The following is a 22688-nucleotide window of genomic DNA, read 5'->3' as shown; positions in this document are numbered from 1 at the left end:
AGGTTGTGTTGCTCAATGGTTTGGCTCTGTATCGCGATGTTTTTCGCTGGTATCGGCCGCATCGTAGGCTTCGACGATTTTCTGCACCAAGGGATGGCGCACTACGTCTTCGCTGGTAAAGGTATGGAAATAAATGCCTTCGATATCGCGTAGTTTTTCTTTGGCATCTTTCAAGCCCGATTTGATGCTTTTCGGCAAGTCTATCTGGCTTAAATCGCCGGTAATTACGGCCTTGGCACCGAATCCGATACGGGTAAGGAACATTTTCATCTGCTCCGGCGTGGTATTTTGGGCTTCATCGAGAATCACATAGGCGCCGTTTAGCGTACGGCCGCGCATATAGGCAAGCGGGGCGATTTCAATCAAGCCTTTTTCCAGCAGCTTGGTAACGCGGTCGAAACCGATCAGATCGTATAAGGCATCATATAGCGGGCGCAGATAAGGATCGACTTTTTGCGCTAAATCGCCCGGCAAAAAACCGAGTTTCTCGCCTGCTTCCACAGCGGGGCGCACCAGCACGATGCGCTCGATTTGGCGTTTTTCCATGGCATCGGCGGCAGCGGCTACGGCCAGATAGGTTTTGCCGGTTCCGGCAGGGCCGAGGCCGAATACGATATCGTGATTTAATAATGCGCGGATGTAGCCGTTTTGGCGCGGAGTACGACCGCCGATGCTGCCCCGTTTGGTTTGCAAATAATATTGTTTGTCTTGCTTTTGCTCGATATGCTCGGCATCAGCGGTTTTGGCTTCGACGGAGGCAAGCTGGATGTCGCTGTCTTCCAAATCGCGGTTTTCTGCAATTTCGGCCAAGGCGAGTAAGGCGCGCCGGCCTGTATGAGCCATGTCGCCGATAAAGGTAAAATCGGAAAAACGGCGGCTAACTTGAATATCCAGTGCTTTGGCAAGGGTGTGAAGATTGGCATCTAAGGCGCCGGTCAGGCGTTGCAGCACCGTGTTGTCGATGCTTTCGAATCGGAGATGTACGGTATGGCTCATACAGGGGCAATGTCTTTTCTGGTTAATAGGGTTTTATAGTTGTTTTATAAGGGTGTGAAGGTGAAAAATCAAGCGTTTGGGCTGAAGCCTGTCTGAAAAAACTGATTGGCTGCCGTGGATATTCCCGCTTCATGTTAACTGCGCTTGCTTTGCTTGCTGCGATACGACAATGGATTAAACCTTGTTTAGCCTGCCATAGTGGAAGATTTTCAGAATCAAAAATGCCTGTCTGAAACCTATTTTTCAGACAGGCATTGTGTGTGATGCTTATTTGAAGAAATTGCCAAAGCCTGGAGGAAGCCCTTGCGTGAAAGCACCCATGGTTTGGTTGGTTTGCGCTTCGGCTTGTTCGCAGGCGGCATTGACGGCGGCCAACACCAAATCTTCCAGCATTTCTTTATCATCGGCCGCTTCAGTAATCAAATCGGGGCTGATGTCTATGCTCTTAACCACATGGTTGCATGTCATCACGACTTTGACCAAGCCGTTGCCCGCCTCGCCGCTCACTTCGGTAACGGCCAGCTTTTCTTGGGCTTTCTTCATATTTTCCTGCATTTTTTGGGCTTGCTGCATTAGGCCGCCCAGACCTGCTTTTCCGAACATTTCGGGTTACTCCTATTGGATAAAATCATGTGGGTTGGTAAAAGCGCACTGTTTTCAGACAGGCATTTATTCTTCGATATTCTCTGCCAGCTCGATGGTTTCGGGTTTCCATTCATGGCAATCGAGTAAATCCATCAACCGGCGACACACCGGATCAGCTTCCAGCAATTCTTGCGCCCGCTGGCGGCCTTCTTGCTGCAATCTTGCCCGACGCATGGCGGGCGTTTCCCAACCGCTGTTTTCCTGCCACGGGCAGGTTTCCAATTGCAAATCAGGCATCTCATACGCTTCGGCCAGCGCATTACGAATTTTATCGAAAAAGGCTTTGCGTTTGGCCTCGCGGGCGGCATCTGCCGTGAGCGAAAGCGTCAACAAACAGGCATCGGGATTAAAACCGACCCAAGCGGCGTGCTGAGTTAGCATTTGCGCGGCACCCAGTTTTCGGGCGAGACGGCGAACAATCTTCGCCCAGTTTTCCGCGCTAAATTCCGGCATGGGAACAAAGATTTCTTCTTTGCTTTCTTCCACGCCATCGCTTCCGCTTTCGTCATCGCCCTCTTCTTCGGCAACCGCATCTGAAACAACAGGCATATCGTATGCTTCATCGGCAAAAAACGGATAGTCGGGCGGCGGCTCGAAAGGGTCATTTTCTTCAATGTCGGGAGGCGTATATCCGGCAGAAGTCTCTTCCCACGGCGGTGCATCTGTTGCCTGACCCTGCTGCACTGTTTCAACGGCATCCTCTGAAATGGAAACCAGCTCGGCCTCAGCGGGCACTTTTTCGGCCGGTGCTTCATCGGCAGGCGCAACGGCGGCATCACTCTGCACCACTTGCGGCTCGGCTGCCAAAGGTGCGGTTTCTGCAACAGGTTCGCTAACCGCAACAGGTTCGGCGGCCCGCATTATCGCCGGCTGAGGCGGTGCATCGGACACCTCAGGCAGGCGTATCGGCTTTTTTGCTGCGGGTTCCTTTTCAGACAAGCTTTGCAATTCGGTGCCGCTGATGCGGGCATTTGCAGGGTGCTCGGCGGCGGCCAGCGGAGCAAACGCCAGCATGCGCAGCAAAGTCATCACAAAGCCGGCATATTCGTCGGGCGCAAGGCTGAGGTCGTGTTTACCTCGAATGGTGCATTGATAGTAAAGCTGGATCTGCTCGTCGCCCAGATGTTGCGCCAGTAAATGCAGAACTTCCCGCTCAGGGTCGTCTTGCGCCAACGCGGCGGGCACAGTTTTGTAAAGGGCGATGCGTTGCAATAAGACGGCAAGCTCGCTGAGCGCGCTGTCAAATCCGATAGCCCGTTCCGCCATTTCCTGCGCTTTTTTCAACAGCGCTTCGCCGTCTTGGTTGACCAGACTTTGCAGTAATTCGTAAAGATAACGTTTATCGACCGCGCCTATCATGTGCCTTACATCGGCTTCGGTAACGCTGCCGGAACCCATCGCGATGGCTTGGTCAAGCAGGCTGAGCGCATCGCGCATCGACCCTGCAGCAGCGCGACCCAACAGCTGCAATGCAGCCGCTTCGTAAGAAATTTGTTCGACGTCCAGCACATGGGCCAGATGGCCTGCAACTTGTTGCGGCGTCATATTGCGCAACACAAATTGCAAGCAGCGGCTCAACACGGTAACCGGCACTTTGTGCGGGTCGGTGGTGGCGAGAATGAATTTCACGTGTTCCGGCGGCTCTTCCAGCGTTTTGAGCATGGCGTTGAAAGCCGATTTGGAAAGCATGTGCACTTCGTCGATGATATAGACTTTGTAGTTACCCGCTGTCGGCGCATATTGAGCGTTTTCAAGCACTTCGCGGATGTTGTCGATACCGGTGTTGGAAGCGGCGTCGATTTCCAGCAAATCGACGAAACGGCCGGTATCAATTTGCACGCAGCTTTGGCATTGGCCGCAAGGTTCGCCGTGATGCGAGTTTTCGCAGTTGAGGCTTTTGGCCAAAATGCGGGCGATGGTGGTTTTGCCGACGCCGCGCGTACCGGTGAGCAAATAAGCATGGTGCAAACGGCCTTTGTCGAGCGCGTTTTGCAGAGCTTTGACAACATGCTCCTGACCGACTAAATCGGCGAAGGTTTTCGGGCGCCATTTTCTGGCGAGAACTTGATAGGCCATAAGCTAGATTTCGTATACGGATAGCGGGAATGTTTTCAGACAGGCATTTTGCTCAGGCTTTGTTTTCCGAGCCTTAGGTAAAAACCATGCCTGTCTGAAAAAAAATGCCGCGCTATTTTATCAGATATAGCAAGCTTGCAGGCCGCGCTTACGCAACCGGCTGGGCTTGCAGTTGCCAAACCGCCTCCACTCCTTGCTTAATCAACGAAAGCGCCGGATCGCGTTCGTATTCGTCGAGATAGATGAAATTGAGCGGCAAGCTTTGGCGAAACTCTTCAATAACGGTAATCGGCTTGCCTGCCGCAACGGCGCTTTGCGCTTTATGGCTCGGCACCATGGCAATGCCAACACCATCGCCGACCAGATCAATAATGGTTTGCGGGTAGTCGCAAATAATCTGCCTTTTGGGCGAAAGGCGGTTGACGCGCCAGAATTGCTGTAAATGTTTGTTACTGGCGGATACGCCCGACATTTCAATCCAGATGTGGTTTTCCAAACTTTTAGGCAGATTGCTGCGGATGGCTTCGATATCAGCCGTAGGGCAAATAAGCGAATACTGAATGTTTTCCAGAAAAATGCTGCGCACGCTGCGGGTGCCGGCGTGGCCGAGGAAAAAACCGCCGTGCAACTGCTTGGACTGTATACGCGCCAGAATTTCCCCGCTCATGCCGTATTGAATATGCAGCTGGATATCCGGTGCGGCACGGTTCAGAAATTGGGTAAGCCGGGTTACGCGGCGGCTGTTAATCGGGTGTATCAGGCCGATTTGCACGTCTTGCGTGTAATGCTCGGCCAGTGTTTTGGCAAAAGCATCCAGTTTGTGCTTGTGTTGTAACAAAGCTTCCGCCTCGGGCAAAAAGATTTCTCCGGCACGGGTCAGGCTCATGCCATTACTGGCCCGGCTAAACAAAGGCGTGCCCAAATGGCTTTCGATGGCTTTGATTTGCGCCGATACGGCTGGCTGGGAAAGAAACAGCCGCTCGGCGGCCTGCGTCAGGTTGCCATAGTGGGCAACCGCAACGAATGATTTCAAGTGGTTGATGTCCATTTTTAAGGTTTCTCGCTTCAGTTTGCAGATTTGTAGTCAGGCTGTAGTAGCCTTTTCGTTTTTTGTTAGCTATTTTTAACATATCTGCGCGCAGCTGGATAGTGTTTAAATTATTTGAAAAACAAAAATTTACTCTTTCACTATCAGAAAAACAGATGGCAGGCATCAGAAAATAAAATTAGCGGATTGCGCTGCGTTTAGCGTTTAATCGGCTACACCGTATTACAAATACGGTAAATCAAACACAAGGAGAATAATTTTATGGACAAGCAGACTGCACGCAGGGTATTGGATAATCCTGAGTTCCAAAAAATGGCACGTCAGAAAGCTTTGCTCGGCTGGAGTTTTTCAGCCGTGATTCTGCTGATGTACCTCAGCTACATCTGGATAATCGGCGACAGCCCCGAATTGCTCAAGGCTCCGGTGTCTTCCGGCGGCATTACGACTTGGGGGATTTATGTTGGCATTTTCGTTATTGTGTTTTCATTTATCACCACCGGCATTTACGTCATGATTGCCAACGGGAAATTTGAAAAAATGACGAAAGACGTTGTTGACCGCGTTATGGGGGATAAATAATGAGACAAATCAGCAAAAAAATCGGGCTAGCCGCATTGCCTTTGCTCGTGCCGGCGATGGCGCTGGCCGATGCTTTTACCGGCGAGGTAAAGAAGCAGCCATTGAATGTTTCGGCCATCGTGATGTTTTTTATTTTCGTCGGCTTTACGCTAGGCATTACCGTTTGGGCATCGAAGAAAAACAAATCCACCAAAGATTATTACACCGCCGGCGGTGGTATTTCCGGCTTCCAAAACGGCCTGGCCATTGCGGGCGACTTTATGTCGGCAGCGTCTTTTCTGGGCATTTCCGCCATGGTGTTCACCAGCGGTTACGACGGTTTGATTTATTCGACCGGCTTTCTGGTGGGCTGGCCGATTGTCTTGTTTCTGGTAGCGGAGCGCCTGCGCAATCTCGGTAAATTCACCTTTTCCGACGTTGCGGCATACCGCCTCTCCCAAACGCCCATCCGCCTGTTTGCCGCTTCGGGTTCGATTTTGGTGGTGATTTTTTACCTGATTGCGCAAATGGTGGGTGCGGGAAAACTGATCCAACTGCTCTTCGGTATGGACTACATCTACGCCGTATTGCTGGTGGGCGTGCTGATGGTTTGCTACGTGTTGTTCGGTGGCATGCTGGCCACCACTTGGGTGCAGATTATCAAAGCCGTCATGCTGCTGGCCGGTGCGACTTTCATGTCTTTCATGATTTTGAAAAACGCAGGCTTCAGCTTTGAAACCATGTTTAAACAGGCAACCGACATCCATGAAAAAGGTACCGCCATCTTAGGCCCGGGCGGTTTGGTGAAAAACCCGATTGACGCCTTGTCGTTAGGCTTGGCGTTAATGTTCGGCACGGCCGGTCTGCCGCATATTCTGATGCGTTTCTTTACCGTGCCCGATGCCAAAGAAGCACGCAAATCGGTTTTCGTGGCTACCGGCTTTATCGGCTACTTTTATCTGCTGACCTTCATCATCGGTTTCGGCGCGATTATTTTCATCAACAAAGAAAATCCGCACTTTTTCAACGCCGTGTTGAAAGAAGGCAAAACCGTATACGAAATGGTCGGCGGTTCCAATATGGCTGCCATCCATTTGTCGGAAGCACTGGGCGGCAATCTGTTTTTAGGCTTCATTTCCGCCGTTGCCTTCGCCACCATTCTGGCGGTGGTTGCCGGGCTGGCGCTCTCCGGTGCCTCTGCGATAAGCCATGACATTTATGCCTCGGTTATCCGCAAGGGCAAGGCTACGCAGGAAGAAGAAATGCGCGTTTCCAAAATTACTACGCTGGCATTGGGTGTATTGGCCATCTTGTTCGGCGTGATGTTTGAGAAACAAAACGTGGCGTTTATGGTGGGTTTGGCTTTCGCCATCGCCGCTTCGGCCAACTTCCCCGTATTGATGCTTTCGATGTTTTGGAAAGGTCTGACCACCAAAGGCGCGGTGGCCGGCGGCTTTACCGGTTTGCTGCTCGCACTGGTGCTGATTGTGCTGGGCCCCACTGTATGGGTCAGCGTGTTGCACCACAAAGAAGCAATTTTCCCTTACGGCAACCCTGCGCTTTTCAGCATTCCGGCAGCGTTTATCGTCGGCTGGTTGGTTTCCATCATGGATAAATCGCCTCAAAGTGAAAAAGACAAAGAAGGCTTTGAAGAACAATATGTACGTTCTATGACCGGCATCGGCGCGGCCGACGCTTCGGATCACTGATTTCTCGCTGCAGTCGCAGTTTCACGGTAGGGCGTTGCTGCTCCCTACCGTCTTTTTATTGCTTAATGCCTGTCTGAAAATATCTTCAGACAGGCATTTTCAGACAGGCACGGTTACAGTAAAATCCGCAGCAAAACGAATCCGAACCAGAAAGGCCGACCGAATGTATTTTGTAGACCGCACCGCCACCGTATTGAAGCCGACCGAAAAATTTCTCGCATGGCTCAAATCCTGCGATTCCGACATGCCCGATTTAACATTGGCGCAAATCCGCACCAACTGCTCGGTTTACCTGGTGCCTCAATTCGACGAACCCGAAGCCGTAATCACCTATTTCGACGACCGTTATCAGGAAATCTTCGCCGCCGAACTCTCAGGCTGGGACATCGAAAAAAGCAAATGGCCGCAAGATATGAGCCTACAGGCCTTCTGGGAATTTTTCGAAGTGGAGATTCATGATATGGTGCTCGACATGGAAGCGGCCGAACTCAACGTCAGCCCCGTATTCGACAATATGATGTAAGCCTATGCAAGCGTTCCGAGCCGAGCTGACACCATCGAAAAACGGCCGCCTGCTGGCTGTTGGGCTGCATCTTTACGCCCTGATGGTCTGCCTGACCTCGTTTTACGGCGCCATGCGGTGGTTCGGCATCATCGCCCTGTGCGGCAGCCTGCTATGGGCTTGGCGGGTGCAAAACCTTCAATGCCATAACAGTATAAAAACAATCCATATCGACACTTCCGGCCGCGCCACCCTAACGCGAGCCGGGCATAGAGAAGCTGCCGTATTATTGGAAAGCAGCCTGATACACCGCAGAGCCTGTTTTCTACAATGGCAAATCAACGGCAAGATCAGCTGGCAGGCCGTATTACCAGACATGACCGACGCTGAAAGCTACCGCCGCTTGATGGTATGGGCAAAATTCGGCCGCAGCAAAGCGGCTTTGGCAAACACGCCCCAACCCTGACAACCATAAAATGCCTGTCTGAAAATTTTCAGACAGGCATTTAGACAGACAAACCGGCCCGATAAACCCGAAAGGAACAACGGCCTGACTTATCCGCAACGCCCCAAACAACGGGAAAACCGATGAAAAAAAACCTCAACCAATGGCTCGCCCATCTGGAAATCGCACACAGCCAAGGCCTGATTGACATGGGTTTATCACGCGTCAACGAAGTGAAAAACATCATGCAACTCGAACCGCAATGCCCCGTCGTGGTCGTGGCCGGCACCAACGGAAAAGGCTCCGTATGCGCATTCTTATCACAAATTTATAAAGAAGCCGGCTTCAAAGTCGGCACGCTTACCAGCCCGCACCTTCTGAAATTCAACGAGCGCATCGCCATCAACACCCAGCCGGTTGACGACAACACCATCATCTCTTCATTCGAACGCATCGAAGCGGCACGCGGCAATATTTCCCTTACCTATTTTGAATTCAACACACTGGCCGCGGTAGACATCTTCATCCAAAACCAAGTAGACATCATGATTCTGGAAGTCGGCCTCGGCGGACGGCTCGACGCCGTCAACATTTTCGATGCCGACGTAGCCGTCGTTACCAGCGTAGATTTAGACCACCAGTCATTTCTGGGCGACACCGTTGAAGCCGTCGGCTATGAAAAAGCCGGCGTATTCCGCAGTGGAAAACCGGCCGTCTGCGGGCAAAACCCACCGCCCGAATCCCTCAAAAACCACGTCCAAACCATCGGCGCGGATTTATTGCTAATCGGAGAAGATTTCGGTTATACCAAGCTGGAAAACCAACAATGGTCGTATCGATTCCACCCTCACCCCAACCCCCAATTTTCAGACAGGCATGCACGCAACCGCAACGCCTTGCCGATTCCCGCCTTGCGCGGCGCCTACCAGCTGAACAACGCCGCCTGCGCACTCACCGCAATCGAATGCCTCAACCCGAAGCTACCGATAGACCTCGGCGCCATCAAACGCGGTCTGTTACTGGTCAACCATCCCGCCCGTTTCCAAGTTTTGCCCGGCCGGCCATTAACCGTGCTAGACGTCGGACATAATCCCCATGCCGCACACGCCCTAAGACAAGGCCTTATCGCCTTGCCGTTCGCTCAAAAACGCACCGCCGTATTCAGCATGCTGGCCGATAAAGACATCGACAGCGTACTCGATATCGTGAAAGACCAATTCGACGAATGGCACATCGCCCCGCTGCATCTACCGCGCGGCACAACAGCCGAAGTGCTCGAAGCCAAGCTCGCCGAACACGGCATAGCCAATGTAAAACAGTTTGAAAATATAGCAAAAGCCTATGATGCGGCTTTTGCGGCGGCTTCGGAAAATGATAGAATTGTCGTATTCGGCTCCTTTCATACAGTTGCCGAAGTCATGGCCACACTATAAACAGGATTGAGCGATGCTATCGAAGCACTTGGAATCATTGGAAGAATACGAAAATCTCAAGCGCAAAAACCGCCGTCGGTTAGCCGGCGCCTCAGCCATGATTGTGGCAGTCGGTCTTATCTTTGCCAAAACATCCGGCTCAGACGAAACCGAACCCAAACAGGCCGCGGCCACATCCGCTCCTGCCGAAGCCAAACAAACCGCAAAATCGAAAGCCGCAGTACGAGCGAGCGAACCCAAAGCGGCCAAGTCCGAAGAAAAAAACCTTCCGCCCGATTCAACCGTTGAAGAAACCGCCGCCTTAGTTGAGCCCAAAGCGGCCGTCTCTCCGCTTCCCGAATCTGCCGAATCTGCTGAGAAAAACCGACAAAAAGTGGTTTTTCTGAGCCCCGACGACACCAATCCGCCACCGAAAAACGAAACCGAAGCCACCCGGTCAAAAAACAAAGACAATCGGATTTACGAATTGGCAGACAATCAGGAAAGCGTAGAAGTTTCCGATGAAAACGGCCAAGCGCACACCGTAATCAAACAAGCCGCTCCGGCCGAACGCATCGACCCCAAACCGGAAGAATTCGCACCCGTTCCAACCGTAACCATCGAAAATTCCAACAAAGAAGCCGTTGCCAGAGAGCGCGAACGCAAAGCCGCAGCGGCAGCAAAAAAAGCAGCGGTGGAAAAAGCCGAAGCCCAACAACGCCTATCTGAACGGAAAGCAGCCGAAGCTAGAAAGGCCGAACAAGCCAGAAAAGAAGCGGAAGCCGAACAGCTTAGAGCGGCCGAACAACAAGCGGAAGAAGAGAAAAAAGCCGCTCAATTAAAACAGGCCGAAGCCAAAAAAGCAGCACAAGAACGCAAAGTGGCGGCACAGCAGAAGAAAGAAGCCGAACTCAAAAAAGCTGCCAAAGAGAAAAAGGCCGCACAAATGAAACTGGCCGAAGCCAAAAAAGAGGCTCAGGCTAAGAAAGACGCTGCCGAGAAGCAAGCCGAGCAAGAACGTAAAGCCCTAGCTCAACTGAAAAAAGAAGCAGAACTCAAAAAAACCGCCGAAGAGAAAAAGGCCACTCAGATGAAACTGGCCGCGGCCAAAAAAGAGGCACAAGCTAAGAAAGATGCTGCCGACAAACAAGCTGAGCAAGAACGCAAAGCCTCAGCCCAACTGAAGAAAGAAGCAGAACTCAAAAAAGCCGCAGAAGAGAAAAAAGCCGCTCAAATGAAACTGGCCGAAGCCAAAAAGGAGGCGCAGGCTAAGAAAGACGCCGCCGACAAACAAGCCGAGCAAGAACGCAAGGCCGCAGCCCAACTGAAGAAAGAAGCAGAACTCAAGAAAACCGCCGAAGAGAAAAAAGAAGCCGAGCGTAAAAAAGCCGAGGCTGCGAAGAAAACCACCGACACATCAAAAAGCTCGGGCAAAGCCATTATTCAGGCCGGCGCCTTCAGAGATGAAGAAGCCGCCCGCAAAACCTTGCAAACTTTGCGCCAATCAGGTGTAAACGCATCGATCAGCAAAGTGGAAACCAATAAGGGAACCGTTTATCGGGTACGCACCGGTTCTTATCCTAACAAAGAAGCTGCCGATACCGCTTTGTCGCGCCTGAGAGGCAAAGGCATTGGCGGTTCGGTGATGAGTCAGGAAAAGTGATATGTCGACATTTGATATTTTGGCGGCAACGGTAATTGCTTTATGTATGATGATTTCGATGATGCGGGGCATCATTACAGAAATGGCGGCCTTGTTTTCGTGGATTGTTTCGTTTATTGCCGCTCGAATGTTTGGCCGCTCCTTCGCCGATGCCTTTCTCACTTCAATCCAACCCTATGTTTTCAGCGTAGCGGTTGGTTTTATTTTGGTATTCGCCGCGGCTTGGCTGGTGCAATATTTGTTACGCTCGATATTGACCGCCATCGTCGGCTCTTTCGGCCTGGGCGGCATCAACCGGCTGTTGGGCGGCATGTTCGGTGCAATTAAAGGGATATTGGTGGTTACCTTCATTGTATTGGTATGCTCGTTTACCGACCTGCCGAAAACCGCGGACTGGAAGCAATCCGTCAGCGCGCCTTATTTTGAATCACTGGCGGCTACTGCCCTGCCGGCGCTGTCCGACTACATGACGGAAAAGCTGAAAGATCCGACGATTAACCTTCTTGGAGAAAAATAGAAATGTGTGGCGTATTTGGCTTGGTGGCAAACGAACCTGTAAACCAGTTGCTATACGATGGCTTGCAAATGCTACAACACCGTGGGCAGGATGCAGCCGGGATTGTTACCGTGCAAGATAGTGTTTTTCATATGCACAAAGGCAAAGGCATGGTTCGGGATGTGTTTCGCACCCGCAATATGCGCGATTTGCTCGGCAATGCCGGCATTGCCCACGTGCGTTATCCGACTGCGGGCAACGCGGGCAGTAGTGCGGAAGCACAGCCTTTTTACGTTAGCTCGCCCTTCGGTATCGTGCTGGCGCATAACGGCAATTTGACCAATACCGACAAACTATATGAAAACGTGTGCAACAAGCATCTTCGCCATATCAATACCCGCTCTGATTCAGAGGTGCTGCTCAACGTGTTTGCCCACGAACTGCGCCGGGAAGTGACTTCCTCCGACGACAGCCATTTAAGCGTCGACAACATCTTCAATGCCGTCGCCCATGTGCATCGGCAGGTGCGCGGCGCTTACGGCGTGGTGGCGTTGATTGCCGGCTACGGATTGGTGGCCTTCCGCGATCCGCACGGCATCCGTCCTTTAGTTTTGGGTGCACAAACCGATGAGAAAAGCGGCAAAACCGCTTATGCCGTTGCTTCGGAATCCGTTGCTTTCAACAGTTTGGCCTTTGATCGAGAGCGCGACATCGTCCCGGGCGAGGCCGTGTTCATCACGCTGGACGGCAAGTTTTATTCCCGACAATGCGCCGAGCAGAGCAAGCTCACCCCCTGCCTGTTTGAATATGTTTATTTCGCCCGCCCCGATTCGGTTATCGACGAAGTATCCGTTTATCAAGCGCGGGTCAACATGGGCGTCGCGCTGGCCGAGAAAGTGAAGCGGTATCTGCCGGTTGACGACATCGACGTGGTCATGCCGATTCCCGACACCAGCCGCCCGAGCGCGATGGAGTTAGCACATCACTTGAACAAGCCTTACCGCGAAGGTTTGATTAAAAACCGCTATATCGGCCGCACCTTCATCATGCCGGGGCAAGCGACGCGTAAAAAATCGGTGCGCCAGAAACTCAGCCCGATTGAATCAGAGTTTGAAGGCAAAAACGTGTTGTTGGTCGACGATTCCATCGTCCGCGGCACCACCAGCCGCGAAATCGTCGAAATGGTACGCGCTTCCGGCGCGCGTAAAGTCTATTTCGCCTCGGCGGCGCCGGAAGTTCGCTTTCCGAATGTGTACGGTATCGATATGCCGACCCGCGAAGAATTGATTGCCAATGGCCGCAACGCCGACGAAATCGCCCGCGAAATCAGCGCCGATGCCTGCGTATTCCAAGATTTGGACGCACTCGAAAATGTTGTGCGCGAGCTGAATCCGGAAATTGTCGGCTTCGACGATTCCTGCTTCAGCGGCTGCTATCTGACCGGCGATATTGATGAGGCCTACCTGCAACGCTTGTCTGAAGTTAAATCTTCGTCGGCCGCCGCTTTCGTTCAGCCAAGCCTGATTGATCACAGCGTACGTGTGGACGACAGCAATGACGAAGCCTGAATCGGATTAAGCAATTCAACGGATTGATAATCACCGTTTCGCTTCACTTGCTTGGCAAGCCTATTCTATTTTTATCAAATGCCTGTCTGAACGGTTTTCAGACAGGCATTTGATATTATTAATAAAGAAATATTATAAAACCTCCGCGACAATCGGATTTACGGATTAAGCAGCCGCAATGCCTTGAAATTGCCTGTAAATAAGCGCAAAATCAGCGCCTAAGCCTTTTTGTTTCCAAAGTATCATAATCTAAAGGATCTTTTATGAGCGAGCTCCATCCGCAAACTCTGGCGATACGCGGCGCCAAAGAGCAAACCGACTTCAACGAACACAACCAAGCCCTTTTTCTTACCAGCAGCTTCACATGGCAAAACGCCGCCGAAGCGGAAGCGCTGTTTTCCGGCCAGCAAAGCGGCTACACCTACAGCCGCACCGCCAACCCCACGGTAAACGCCTTCAACCGGCGCATGGCTATTTTGGAAGGCGGCGAGCAAGCCGTTTCCATGGCAACCGGCATGGCAGCAATTCAGGCGGCATTGCTCACCTTTCTAAGCGCCGGCGACCATCTAATCGCCAGCCGCGGCCTGTTCGGCACGACGATGGGCTTCATCATGAACCATGTTACGCGCTTCGGCATCGAGGTAACGCTGGTGTCGTCAACCCAAACCGCCGAATGGCAGGCTGCGCTCAAGCCGAATACCAAAATGCTGTTTTTGGAAACGCCTTCCAACCCGCTGGGCGAAGTGGCAGATTTGGAAGCACTGGCCAAAATCGCCCATGATGCGGGCGCGTTATTAGCAGTCGACAATACTTTGTCTACGCCGATTGTGCAGCAGCCCTTGCGTTTCGGCGTTGATTTATCGGTAGAATCGGCCACCAAAGGCATAGACGGGCAAGGCAGAGTGCAAGGCGGCGTGGTGATTGGCCGTGCGGAATTGATGAAGCAAGTGCAGCTTTATATGAACGCTTCGGGCATTTCGCTTTCGCCTTTTCACGCGTGGGTTTTGCTCAGCGGTTTGGAAACCATGGCGGTGCGTGTGCAAGAACAATGCCGCAGCGCTGCAAAAATCGCCGAATGGCTGCGCGGCCAATCTCAAGTGGAAAAAGTGTATTACTCGGGTTTCTCCGATCATCCTCAGGCCGAGTTGGTTAAAAAACAGCAAACGGCCGGCGGTATCGTTATTGGATTTGAGGTTGCAGGCGGGCAGGAAGCGGCATGGAAGGTTATCGATGCGACCAAAGTATTTTCCCGCACGGCCAATCTGGGTGATGTGCGCTCCACCATATGCCATCCGTGGACAACCACTCACGGCAAAATGGCATCCGAGGCCAAACTCGAAGCAGGCATCCGCCCGGGGCTGATTCGTTTGTCGGTCGGTTTGGAATACGTTGACGATTTGATTAACGATTTGACACAAGCATTGGCTTAACCGGTTTTCAGACAGGCATTGAGAGACTAATATGCCTGTCTGAAAGCATTTCCGGCATTACAAAACAAAATGTCTGATAAAAAATCCCCTATTTTGCTGACCATCACGGCGATTTTCCTGATTGCCTGTTGCTTGCGCGCGCCCATTGTTTCGCTGGGTCCGCTTATGAGCATGGTTCAAAACAGCTTGCATGCCGATACGACGATTATGGGCGTTATCGGCACGATACCGGTATTGGTGTTTGCCGCCTGTTCGCCGTTTGCCGCACCGCTGGCACGGCGGTTTGGTTTTGAGGAAGTGTTAATCGGCGCCCTCTTGGCGCTGGGTTTCGGTATTTTGCTGCGTACCGCGGGTCTTTCTGCCGCTTGGCTGCTGATGGGAACGTTTTTACTTTCAATCGGCATTGCAATGGGGAATGTGTTGGTTTCCGGCGTTATCAAACGCAGCCTGCCCCTGCATGTGGCAAGGTTTACCGCTCTATACAGCATTACCATGAGCTGTACTGCGGCTTTGTCTGCCGCGGCAGCCGTGCCTTTGGCGCAGCGCATAGGTTGGCAGGCCTCGCTGAATATGTGGTTGATACCGGTTATATTGGCGCTGGTTGTTTGGATAACCTTACGCCGCAAGCTGGGGCATCAGCCGGTAACGGTTTTATCGCACAAAGAACAGGCGGTATCGGTGTGGCGCAACAAGCTGGCATGGGCCATCAGCGTGATGATGGGGTTGCAGTCGTTACTCTACTATACGTTTTCCGCTTGGTTGCCAACCATTTTATCCGACCGAGGCATCGGAGCTGATGAAGCAGGCTATTACGCAATGCTGCTGCAGATTGCCGCTATCCCGGCCATATTTTGCGTTACAACCTTTTCCGCCCGTTTGGAAAATCCGCGTTTTCTAGCTCTGTCGGTAACGTTGCTGAGCTTTATCGGCATAGCCGGTATCTGGCTGCTGCCCTACGCAATCGCACTATGGGTATTTTGCGTTGGCGCCGGCGTGTCGGGCACCTTTACTTTATGCCTGCTGCTGTTTATCAGACGCACCGACTCGATAGCGGAAGCAGCAACACTCTCGGGCATGGCGCAAACCGTGGGCTATTTAATCGCGGCAACGGGGCCGGTCGGCGCCGGCTGGCTGTTTGCCCAAACCCAATCGTGGGATGCCGGTCTGGCTATTATGACGCTTTTGATGCTGGTAAAATGCGGCTGCGGCTGGTATTGTGCGCGCCCGATCAGCTTGCGCGAAGCGGCGGGAATGAATAAAAAGGATAAACCGGAAGATGACTGAAGAAGAATTTACAACCTGGTCGCTCAGAATCTGCCTAACCATATTGGTGCTTTTTCTGGGCTTTATCGTGTGGGATTTGGGTAAAAAATCCAATGCGGGCAAATTCGGCATGTTTATGCTTTTTTTAGTGCTCGGCTTAGGCGTATTGGGCTTCGTTTTGAAAAACGTGCTGGTCGAATGGTTTTTAATGCATAAATAACGTTATGCCTGTCTGAAAGCGTCAAGCCGTTTTCAGACAGGCATTCAAAGGCTTTCCCATGTTACGCTACACGATTCAGCGTCTGTTATTGCTTATTCCCACGCTATTGGGCATTCTGGCGCTGACCTTCGCCATCATCCAATTCGTGCCCGGCGGCCCGGTAGACCAAATGGTCGACCGGTTGAACAACACGAGCGTCACCAGTGAAGCGGCCCAAGGAAGCAGCCACAACACGAATCATAGCGGCGGCCGCCTGAGCGCCGACGACATGGCCAAACTCAACGCACTCTACGGCTTCAACAAACCGCCCCTGCAACGCTTTACCGAAATGCTGGCCAATTTCGCCCGCTTTGATTTGGGCGAAAGTTTCTTCCACCACCAAACCGTATTCGAGCTGGTCAAAGAAAAGCTGCCCGTATCCATGAGCCTCGGGTTATGGACATTTTTCCTGACCTATCTGATTTCACTGCCGCTCGGCATCATGAAAGCGGTTAAAGACGGCTCCCGCTTCGATGCCCTAAGCGGCATCATCATCTTAATCGGCTATACCGTGCCCGCATTCGTATTGGGGCTGGTGCTACTGGTTTTCTTCGGCGGCGGCAGCTTTTTCGCATGGTTTCCACAAGGCGGACTGACCGGCGACAATTGGGAAAACCTCAACACTATCGGCAAAATCAAAGATTACCTGTGGCATATCGCCCTGCCGATTACGGCCTCGGTCATTGGCAATCTGGCCGTGGTGACGATACTCACCAAAAACGTATTTCTCGAAGAAATCCGCCGCCAATACGTTTACACCGCACGCGCCAAAGGCCTGTCTGAAAAACGTATTCTCACCCGCCACATTTTCCGCAATGCCATGATACCGCTGATTACCGGCTTTCCCGCCGCCTTTATCGGCGCCTTCTTTACCGGCAGCCTGCTTATCGAAACCCTGTTTTCGCTCGACGGCCTCGGCTTGCTCTCTTACGAATCCGTCATCAAACGCGATTATCCCGTCGTAATGGGCACGCTTTACGTTTTTACCCTGATGGGGCTGGCAGCCAAATTATTATCCGACCTTTCCTACTCATGGGTCGATCCGCGGATTCATTTCGGCGCACGAAAATAATCCGCCGCAAACAGCCAAACACAGCATTTTGCTTGTTCAGACAGGCATTGATACCAACGGAGATTTATGCAGAATACCTTAGCCGCAAGAGCATGGCGGTCATTCAAACAACACAAACGCGGCAGCGCCAGCCTGAAAATTCTGGCATTGCTGTTCGCCCTTGCCCTCATGGCGCCCTTATGGAGCAACGACAAACCCTTATGGGTGCAATATCAGGGTCAGCATTATTTTCCATTATTCAAAACCTATTACGACAAAACCTTCGGCGGCGATTTTGATACTCCTGCCGATTATCTCGACCCATTAATCCGTAAAAACATCACCGGTGACGGCAATCGTGCCGTTTACCCGCTCAATCCCTATGCTGCCAACACATTAAACGACTTCGATACTCAGCCCGACCCAGCACCGCCTTCCGCCAATCACCTGCTCGGCACCGACGACAAAGGGCGCGACATCTTAGCGCGGCTGGTTTACGGCTTTCGCGATTCACTGTTGTTCGCACTGGCGCTCACCGCCGTAACCACCTTCATCGGCATGCTGGCCGGTGCCATACAAGGCTATTTCGGTGGCAAAACCGATATGCTGATGCAGCGTTTCCTCGAAATTTGGGGCGGCCTGCCCGAGCTTTACCTACTGATTATCCTTTCCTCGTTCTTCAACCCCAGCCTGCTCATTCTGCTTCTGCTGCTTTCCCTGTTCGGCTGGATGGGGCTTTCCGATTACGTCCGCGCAGAATTTCTGAAAAACCGCCAAGCCGATTACGTTTTGGCCGCCCAAAGCATGGGCGTTTCCAACCGCGCCATCATGTGGCGCCACATCCTGCCCAACAGCCTGACCCCCGTGCTGGCATTTTTACCATTCCGCATTTCCGGCGGCGTATTGGCGCTAACCAGCCTTGATTTTCTCGGCTTGGGCGTACCCGCCTCGCAAGCCAGCCTAGGCGAATTACTGGCGCAAGGCAAAGACAATCTCGACGCATGGTGGATAGGCCTATCCGCCTTCGGCACCCTGACCGTGATGCTGCTGCTTCTGGTCATGATAGGAGAAGGCTTAAGACAGGCATTTGACGTAAGGGCGCGCAGCTGATGGCTATTCTACAAATCGAAAACCTCAATGCGTCATTCCCCGGCAAACCGGTACTGCACGATATTAACCTCAACATTCCGGCAGGCCTTAAAACCGCCATTGTAGGCGAGAGCGGCAGCGGCAAAACCGTGCTGGCGCAAGGCATTATGAGATTAAACCCTGATGTGTCGTTCAGCGGCAGTCTGAAATTTAACGGCGAAAATCTGCTGGCTTACTCCGAAAAACAACTGCGCCGCCTGCGCGGGCGGGAAATCGGCATGGTTTTTCAGGAGCCGATGACCGCGCTCAATCCGGTTATGCGGGTTGGCGCGCAAATCGCCGAAGTGCTGACCTTACATTTGGGGCTCGATAAAAAACAGGCATGGGCACGGGCAGTAGATTTACTGGCCGAAACCGGCATCCAAGCCCCAGAAGAAAAAGCATCGGCCTATCCTTTCCAACTTTCCGGCGGCCAGCGCCAGCGCGTGATGATTGCCATGGCGATTGCGGTTGAACCCAAATTGCTCATCGCAGACGAGCCCACCACCGCGCTTGACGTTGCGGTACAAGCGCAAATCTTGGATTTGCTCAGCCGCCTGCAGCAAACCAAACAGATGACTTTGCTTTACATCAGCCACGACTTGAATTTAGTACGCCGTTTTGCAGACCGTGTCGTCATCATGCGCCACGGCAGAATAGTCGAACAAGGCGATGTAAACGCCGTATTCAGCCGTCCGCAACACGAATACACCCGAATGCTGCTGAATGCCGCACCCGAGCGCCAAGTATCATGCCTGTCTGAAAAGGCTCCGACGATATTATCGGCAGACAAGCTCAGCGTGTCGGTCAGCCAACGGGCAGGCTGGTTTGGCAAGCGAGAGAAAGTGTTGCTGCAACCTTTGTCGTTTGAATTAAAAAGCGGCGAAACCATGGGGATTATCGGTGAAAGCGGCAGCGGGAAAACCACTTTGGCTAAAGCGTTGGTCAGGCTGATAGAAGCAAACGGCCATATCAAAATCAACGGCGAAACTTGGCAACCCAAACTGCGCCGCGAAATTCAAATGGTGTTCCAAGACCCGTTCGGCGCGTTCAATCCGCGGATGAATGTGTTCGACATCGTTTCCGAAGCGCTGAACGTATACGAGCCTCAATTAAGCCAACAAGATAAAGAAAAAAAGGTAGCCGAGGTTTTACAGGCTGTGGGCTTGGATGCGGAGATTCTTAACCGCTATCCGCATGAATTTTCCGGCGGCCAACGCCAGCGTCTGGCCATTGCGCGAGCCATTATCGTACGACCGAAAATTCTGGTGCTTGACGAACCAACCAGCGCGCTCGACGTGCAATGGCAGCAGCAAATCTTGAAACTGCTTCGCGGATTACAGCAGCAATACGGCCTAAGCCTGATTCTGATCAGTCACGACTTAGCCGTTATCAATGCCCTTTCGCATCGGGTTATCGTGTTCAAAGACGGCGCGCTGGTCGAAACAGGCGATTGCACGGCCGTGTTTGACAAACCTGATAACGACTATACAAAGAAACTATTGGCCCATAATAAGACTTGAAATTTCGATTAACTACCTTTATTCTGCAAACTAGAAATTTTTTGACATTCCATACAAAAAAAGGAAAAACAATGAGCAGCGATTTAATCGTACACGCCACCGATGCTTCGTTCGAACAAGACGTTTTAAAATCAAACGTACCCGTATTGCTGGATTTCTGGGCACCATGGTGCGGCCCTTGCAAAATGATTGCCCCGCTTCTGGATGAAGTAGCATCTGAATTCGCAGGCAAATTGAAAGTGGTTAAAATCAATATCGATGACAACCAGCAAACGCCTGCCCAATTCGGCGTGCGCGGCATTCCGACCCTGATGGTATTTAAAGACGGCCAAAACGTCGCTACCAAAGTAGGCGCGCTGGCCAAAGGCCAATTGGTTGCCTTTGTAAATGCCTCCATCTGATTCTGTTGAATGAATCAAAAGCCTGTCTGAAACATATTCAGACAGGCTTTTTAATCTATTGCCATTCATTTTAATGCAGACTGTTAAACTACTTCCCTACTTATCCTTTCCTTGCCACGATCGCATATTCTGCCGAATAAATTTTAATTGCTTTCGATACCGGCGACAATGAGGGCAAATAGCCAGATGCAACAGTAACAACATCCGCTCGGTTGCGGTCAACCGACGATCTTGGCTTTCAGATAACAGTACGCAGGCTTTTTTACAATTCACAATTTTTTTCCTCCGTATCTATCGTCATTATTTAGTCAAATCAAACCAGCGGTGTTGCAAGCAGTCACGCAAACCGTTACGGGCGCGATGCAGAATAACGTAACAATTCTCCTTACTGATGGAAAATTGCTCACAAATCTCCTCCACTTCCCAGCCCATAATTTCTCGAAGATAAAAAATACGAGCCGTGTCTTGAGGCAATCCTTGCATGCAATTTTCTAAAGCATGGAAAAAATCCTGTCGGTTAACCGTATCTTCCGGCGCTTCCTGCCAGCTTTGCGGGCTGGATACTGCCTGCCAGTGCCCGCTCTCATCAAAGCAGTGATCGTATGCCCAATCAATGGCATCGTTTTCTTCCTGCATGCCATCCAGACTAACCGTATATTTTGTATTTGTATTGCGAAAATAATCAGTGATTTTATTTTTGAGTATACTCAACACCCAAGTCTTCAACCCCGCGTCGCCACGGAATTGGTCTTGTTTGTCGATAGCTGTTGCTAAAGTATCTTGCACGATGTCTTCAGCCAGATCATCGTCGCGCAATTGAATTTTGGCGAAACGCAAGATATCGGTATGCAACGCGGCGAGCCTTTCCGCAAATTGCTCCATTAAGTCTTCTCGGAGACAACCAGTAGAACGCCTGCGTCAACCCATTTGCTGACCGTTTCTCTAATCAAATTCTCAATATCCTGTCCTTGTAACAAGGCTTGCAAACCACTTAAAAGCGACGAAAAAGTATCATTCTGAGATTGAAAATGCTCTAATAAAAACAAATCCGTACCATCTACAATCCGGTAATATACTTGATTGTCTCGAGTGCGCCATGTCAGCACATGGCAAGGCGTATCATCAATTTCCTCCAGACCGCTGCTCACAAAATCACATGGATAGGCCTGTAGCCGCGCCGCAGGAGACCAGCCCAACACCGTTTCATCATTCCAAATGCTGCTCGATTCAGATTGGATGGCCGTTTCGGCATGCAGCAATGCCGTTTCGAAATCCATCATCGACAAAATATTTTCAGACGGCCTTTCCTCTTCAGGCAACGATTTCAAATACTCAAGAAATTGTGCCGGAATATCGTTGAAAAACGGAGATTCGGGGCGAGCTTCAATAAGGAAACGGTTTTGCCAATCCTGCCACTGCATGCTATCTATAAATGCACTGCTGTCGCTAAAACATAAATCAAGAAAGCTCTGCAGATTATTACGAACCAGCCTTGTATAAACAGCCAACCGTTCCGGTGCAATCCCCGTTGGCGCAGGCAATGATGGGTCGCGAACATGATCGGCCAACATAGCTTGCGCCTTGGCAGACGAAAGTTTATGCCGCTGCATGACGTTCTTTCTCCACTTGTTGCTGAATCGCAGCAATACGACCGACTTCGGCTTCAAGTTCTGCAAACGGGGGGAAATTACTATCACGTTCCAGTAAAGTCGGCACGCTGTGCGGTAAACGGCGGCAAGTGTAGGCAAACAAATCCCATACGTCTTCACACACCGGTTGGCCATGAGTATCGATTAACAAGTCTTCGGCCTCTTCATCATGGCCCGCCATATGCATATATGTTACCCGAGCCAAGTCTACACCTCTGACATAATCTTTTGATGCCACGATGCCATGGTTAATCGCGTTCACATAAATATTGTTCACATCCAAATGGATATCGCAATCCGCTTCGTGCACCACCGCATTGAGAAATTCTGCTTCATTCATTTCTGCAATGGGGTTATGGGCGTAATACGATGTGTTTTCAACGGCAATCCGTTGTTCAAGGATATCCTGCACCATGCGGATTCGCGCGGCAGTATGGCGAACTGATTCCCATGTAAACGGCAACGGCAGCAGATCATAAACATGGCCGTGGTCGCTACAATAGCTTAAATGCTCAGAGAAAAAGTCAATCTTGTATTGCTTCAAAAACGTTTTGACTTGTTTTAAAAAATCAACTTGCAGCGGATCTTGGCCACCCAAGGATAGGGAAAGGCCGTGACACGCAATAGGAAAGCGCTCGGCAACAGAATCAAATTTTTTCCGCGCGGCACCACCCATACGCAGCCAGTTTTCGGGAGCGATTTCGATAAATTGAATCGGGCTTGTCTGTCGATCTAAATGCAAGAAATCATCAGCCATACTGCGTTTGTAACCTAAGCCTGCACCGTTTAACACACTCATCATCCTGATCCTTATTCAGAGGTATAACCGTATCAATAAGCTGCCGTCATCCAACATATTGATAGAA

The 22688-nt window shown here is 51.4% G+C and carries 23 protein-coding genes; 15 read left to right on the top strand and 8 right to left on the bottom strand.

Going from position 1 to position 22688, the window contains the following annotated elements; genetic code table 11:
- Positions 1–12: 12 nt before the first annotated feature.
- The 4 genes from Q4A84_RS04980 to Q4A84_RS04965 form a co-directional block, all read right to left on the bottom strand.
- Positions 13–996, bottom strand: coding sequence for a PhoH family protein (locus tag Q4A84_RS04980; protein WP_303087827.1), 984 nt, complete (start codon positions 994–996; stop codon positions 13–15).
- Between the two features lie 267 nt (positions 997–1263).
- Entirely contained in the window at positions 1264–1599 is a 336-nt protein-coding gene (locus tag Q4A84_RS04975; protein WP_303087826.1) for a YbaB/EbfC family nucleoid-associated protein, read from the bottom strand.
- A 66-nt stretch (positions 1600–1665) separates the two neighbouring features.
- Positions 1666–3717 (bottom strand): DNA polymerase III subunit gamma/tau, encoded by a 2052-nt coding sequence (gene dnaX / locus Q4A84_RS04970; protein ID WP_303087825.1) that lies wholly within the window; start codon positions 3715–3717, stop codon positions 1666–1668.
- Between the two features lie 148 nt (positions 3718–3865).
- Complete coding sequence (locus Q4A84_RS04965) at positions 3866–4765, bottom strand: LysR family transcriptional regulator (protein WP_303087824.1); 900 nt, start codon at positions 4763–4765, stop codon at positions 3866–3868.
- 261 nt (positions 4766–5026) lie between these two features.
- Here Q4A84_RS04965 and Q4A84_RS04960 point away from each other — a divergent pair, with 261 nt between their 5' ends.
- The 15 genes from Q4A84_RS04960 (at position 5027) to trxA (ending at position 20173) form a co-directional block, all read left to right on the top strand.
- The gene (locus Q4A84_RS04960) at positions 5027–5344 is read left to right on the top strand and encodes a DUF485 domain-containing protein (protein WP_303087823.1); all 318 of its coding nucleotides are present in this window, start codon (positions 5027–5029) and stop codon (positions 5342–5344) included.
- Entirely contained in the window at positions 5344–7032 is a 1689-nt protein-coding gene (locus Q4A84_RS04955) for a cation acetate symporter (protein ID WP_303087822.1), read from the top strand. Before Q4A84_RS04960 ends, Q4A84_RS04955 begins: the two co-directional genes overlap by 1 nt.
- A 163-nt stretch (positions 7033–7195) precedes the next feature.
- Positions 7196–7555: a hypothetical protein gene (locus Q4A84_RS04950; protein WP_303087821.1), complete on the top strand. Its 360-nt coding sequence runs from the start codon at positions 7196–7198 to the stop codon at positions 7553–7555.
- A gap of 4 nt (positions 7556–7559) precedes the next feature.
- Positions 7560–8000 (top strand): protein YgfX, encoded by a 441-nt coding sequence (locus Q4A84_RS04945; protein WP_303087820.1) that lies wholly within the window; start codon positions 7560–7562, stop codon positions 7998–8000.
- 122 nt (positions 8001–8122) lie between these two features.
- Entirely contained in the window at positions 8123–9412 is a 1290-nt protein-coding gene (folC, locus tag Q4A84_RS04940; protein ID WP_303087819.1) for a bifunctional tetrahydrofolate synthase/dihydrofolate synthase, read from the top strand.
- A 13-nt stretch (positions 9413–9425) separates the two neighbouring features.
- A complete protein-coding gene (locus Q4A84_RS04935; protein WP_303087818.1) occupies positions 9426–11054 on the top strand; it encodes an SPOR domain-containing protein in 1629 nt (542 codons plus the stop codon).
- A gap of 1 nt (position 11055) precedes the next feature.
- On the top strand, positions 11056–11571 hold the full coding sequence (locus tag Q4A84_RS04930) for a CvpA family protein (RefSeq protein ID WP_303087817.1): 516 nt from the start codon (positions 11056–11058) through the stop codon (positions 11569–11571).
- Between the two features lie 2 nt (positions 11572–11573).
- Positions 11574–13118, top strand: coding sequence for an amidophosphoribosyltransferase (gene purF, locus Q4A84_RS04925; protein WP_303087816.1), 1545 nt, complete (start codon positions 11574–11576; stop codon positions 13116–13118).
- A 263-nt stretch (positions 13119–13381) separates the two neighbouring features.
- A complete protein-coding gene (gene metZ, locus Q4A84_RS04920; protein ID WP_303087815.1) occupies positions 13382–14548 on the top strand; it encodes an O-succinylhomoserine sulfhydrylase in 1167 nt (388 codons plus the stop codon).
- Positions 14549–14617: 69 nt separating this feature from the next.
- A complete protein-coding gene (locus tag Q4A84_RS04915) occupies positions 14618–15832 on the top strand; it encodes an MFS transporter (RefSeq protein ID WP_303087814.1) in 1215 nt (404 codons plus the stop codon).
- Positions 15825–16031 (top strand): DUF2788 domain-containing protein, encoded by a 207-nt coding sequence (locus tag Q4A84_RS04910; protein ID WP_303087813.1) that lies wholly within the window; start codon positions 15825–15827, stop codon positions 16029–16031. The genes Q4A84_RS04915 and Q4A84_RS04910 overlap by 8 nt, the downstream gene beginning before the upstream one ends.
- Positions 16032–16089: 58 nt before the next feature.
- Positions 16090–17142: an ABC transporter permease subunit gene (locus Q4A84_RS04905; RefSeq protein ID WP_303087812.1), complete on the top strand. Its 1053-nt coding sequence runs from the start codon at positions 16090–16092 to the stop codon at positions 17140–17142.
- Between the two features lie 66 nt (positions 17143–17208).
- Positions 17209–18231 (top strand): ABC transporter permease, encoded by a 1023-nt coding sequence (locus Q4A84_RS04900; protein WP_303087811.1) that lies wholly within the window; start codon positions 17209–17211, stop codon positions 18229–18231.
- Positions 18231–19772, top strand: coding sequence for an ABC transporter ATP-binding protein (locus tag Q4A84_RS04895; RefSeq protein WP_303087810.1), 1542 nt, complete (start codon positions 18231–18233; stop codon positions 19770–19772). Before Q4A84_RS04900 ends, Q4A84_RS04895 begins: the two co-directional genes overlap by 1 nt.
- A gap of 71 nt (positions 19773–19843) precedes the next feature.
- Positions 19844–20173: a thioredoxin TrxA gene (trxA, locus tag Q4A84_RS04890; protein ID WP_303087809.1), complete on the top strand. Its 330-nt coding sequence runs from the start codon at positions 19844–19846 to the stop codon at positions 20171–20173.
- Positions 20174–20269: 96 nt separating this feature from the next.
- On the opposite strand, the gene Q4A84_RS04885 is transcribed toward trxA, so the two are convergent.
- From Q4A84_RS04885 to Q4A84_RS04870, 4 genes are read right to left on the bottom strand one after another with little or no spacing between them, the layout of a single operon-like run.
- Complete coding sequence (locus tag Q4A84_RS04885) at positions 20270–20446, bottom strand: anti-sigma factor (RefSeq protein ID WP_368389559.1); 177 nt, start codon at positions 20444–20446, stop codon at positions 20270–20272.
- 27 nt (positions 20447–20473) lie between these two features.
- A complete protein-coding gene (locus Q4A84_RS04880; RefSeq protein ID WP_303087808.1) occupies positions 20474–21055 on the bottom strand; it encodes a sigma-70 family RNA polymerase sigma factor in 582 nt (193 codons plus the stop codon).
- Positions 21055–21783 carry a DUF2063 domain-containing protein gene (locus Q4A84_RS04875; protein ID WP_303087807.1) on the bottom strand — a complete coding sequence of 243 codons (729 nt, stop codon included), beginning with the start codon at positions 21781–21783 and terminating at the stop codon, positions 21055–21057. The genes Q4A84_RS04880 and Q4A84_RS04875 overlap by 1 nt, the downstream gene beginning before the upstream one ends.
- Positions 21770–22615 (bottom strand): DUF692 domain-containing protein, encoded by an 846-nt coding sequence (locus Q4A84_RS04870; protein ID WP_303087871.1) that lies wholly within the window; start codon positions 22613–22615, stop codon positions 21770–21772. Before Q4A84_RS04870 ends, Q4A84_RS04875 begins: the two co-directional genes overlap by 14 nt.
- Positions 22616–22688 lie beyond the last annotated feature (73 nt).

The organism is Neisseria sp., assembly GCF_030527965.1.
GTDB lineage: Bacteria > Pseudomonadota > Gammaproteobacteria > Burkholderiales > Neisseriaceae > Neisseria.
Note: the sequence above shows the minus strand (reverse complement) of the source record. Positions and strands in the feature narration are given on the sequence as shown.

Bases quoted from the DNA above. Each gene is read 5' to 3' on its own strand.
- Q4A84_RS04975 (WP_303087826.1), bottom strand. From the start codon at position 1,599: ATGTTCGGAAAAGCAGGTCTGGGCGGCCTAATGCAGCAAGCCCAAAAA.
- trxA (WP_303087809.1), top strand. From the start codon at position 19,844: ATGAGCAGCGATTTAATCGTACACGCCACCGATGCTTCGTTCGAACAA.
- Q4A84_RS04915 (WP_303087814.1), top strand. From the start codon at position 14,618: ATGTCTGATAAAAAATCCCCTATTTTGCTGACCATCACGGCGATTTTC.
- Q4A84_RS04980 (WP_303087827.1), bottom strand. From the start codon at position 996: ATGAGCCATACCGTACATCTCCGATTCGAAAGCATCGACAACACGGTG.
- Q4A84_RS04895 (WP_303087810.1), top strand. From the start codon at position 18,231: ATGGCTATTCTACAAATCGAAAACCTCAATGCGTCATTCCCCGGCAAA.
- Q4A84_RS04945 (WP_303087820.1), top strand. From the start codon at position 7,560: ATGCAAGCGTTCCGAGCCGAGCTGACACCATCGAAAAACGGCCGCCTG.
- Q4A84_RS04880 (WP_303087808.1), bottom strand. From the start codon at position 21,055: ATGGAGCAATTTGCGGAAAGGCTCGCCGCGTTGCATACCGATATCTTG.
- Q4A84_RS04875 (WP_303087807.1), bottom strand. From the start codon at position 21,783: ATGCAGCGGCATAAACTTTCGTCTGCCAAGGCGCAAGCTATGTTGGCC.
- metZ (WP_303087815.1), top strand. From the start codon at position 13,382: ATGAGCGAGCTCCATCCGCAAACTCTGGCGATACGCGGCGCCAAAGAG.
- Q4A84_RS04900 (WP_303087811.1), top strand. From the start codon at position 17,209: ATGCAGAATACCTTAGCCGCAAGAGCATGGCGGTCATTCAAACAACAC.
- Q4A84_RS04950 (WP_303087821.1), top strand. From the start codon at position 7,196: ATGTATTTTGTAGACCGCACCGCCACCGTATTGAAGCCGACCGAAAAA.
- Q4A84_RS04910 (WP_303087813.1), top strand. From the start codon at position 15,825: ATGACTGAAGAAGAATTTACAACCTGGTCGCTCAGAATCTGCCTAACC.
- dnaX (WP_303087825.1), bottom strand. From the start codon at position 3,717: ATGGCCTATCAAGTTCTCGCCAGAAAATGGCGCCCGAAAACCTTCGCC.
- Q4A84_RS04905 (WP_303087812.1), top strand. From the start codon at position 16,090: ATGTTACGCTACACGATTCAGCGTCTGTTATTGCTTATTCCCACGCTA.
- Q4A84_RS04930 (WP_303087817.1), top strand. From the start codon at position 11,056: ATGTCGACATTTGATATTTTGGCGGCAACGGTAATTGCTTTATGTATG.
- purF (WP_303087816.1), top strand. From the start codon at position 11,574: ATGTGTGGCGTATTTGGCTTGGTGGCAAACGAACCTGTAAACCAGTTG.
- Q4A84_RS04960 (WP_303087823.1), top strand. From the start codon at position 5,027: ATGGACAAGCAGACTGCACGCAGGGTATTGGATAATCCTGAGTTCCAA.
- Q4A84_RS04935 (WP_303087818.1), top strand. From the start codon at position 9,426: ATGCTATCGAAGCACTTGGAATCATTGGAAGAATACGAAAATCTCAAG.
- Q4A84_RS04965 (WP_303087824.1), bottom strand. From the start codon at position 4,765: ATGGACATCAACCACTTGAAATCATTCGTTGCGGTTGCCCACTATGGC.
- folC (WP_303087819.1), top strand. From the start codon at position 8,123: ATGAAAAAAAACCTCAACCAATGGCTCGCCCATCTGGAAATCGCACAC.
- Q4A84_RS04955 (WP_303087822.1), top strand. From the start codon at position 5,344: ATGAGACAAATCAGCAAAAAAATCGGGCTAGCCGCATTGCCTTTGCTC.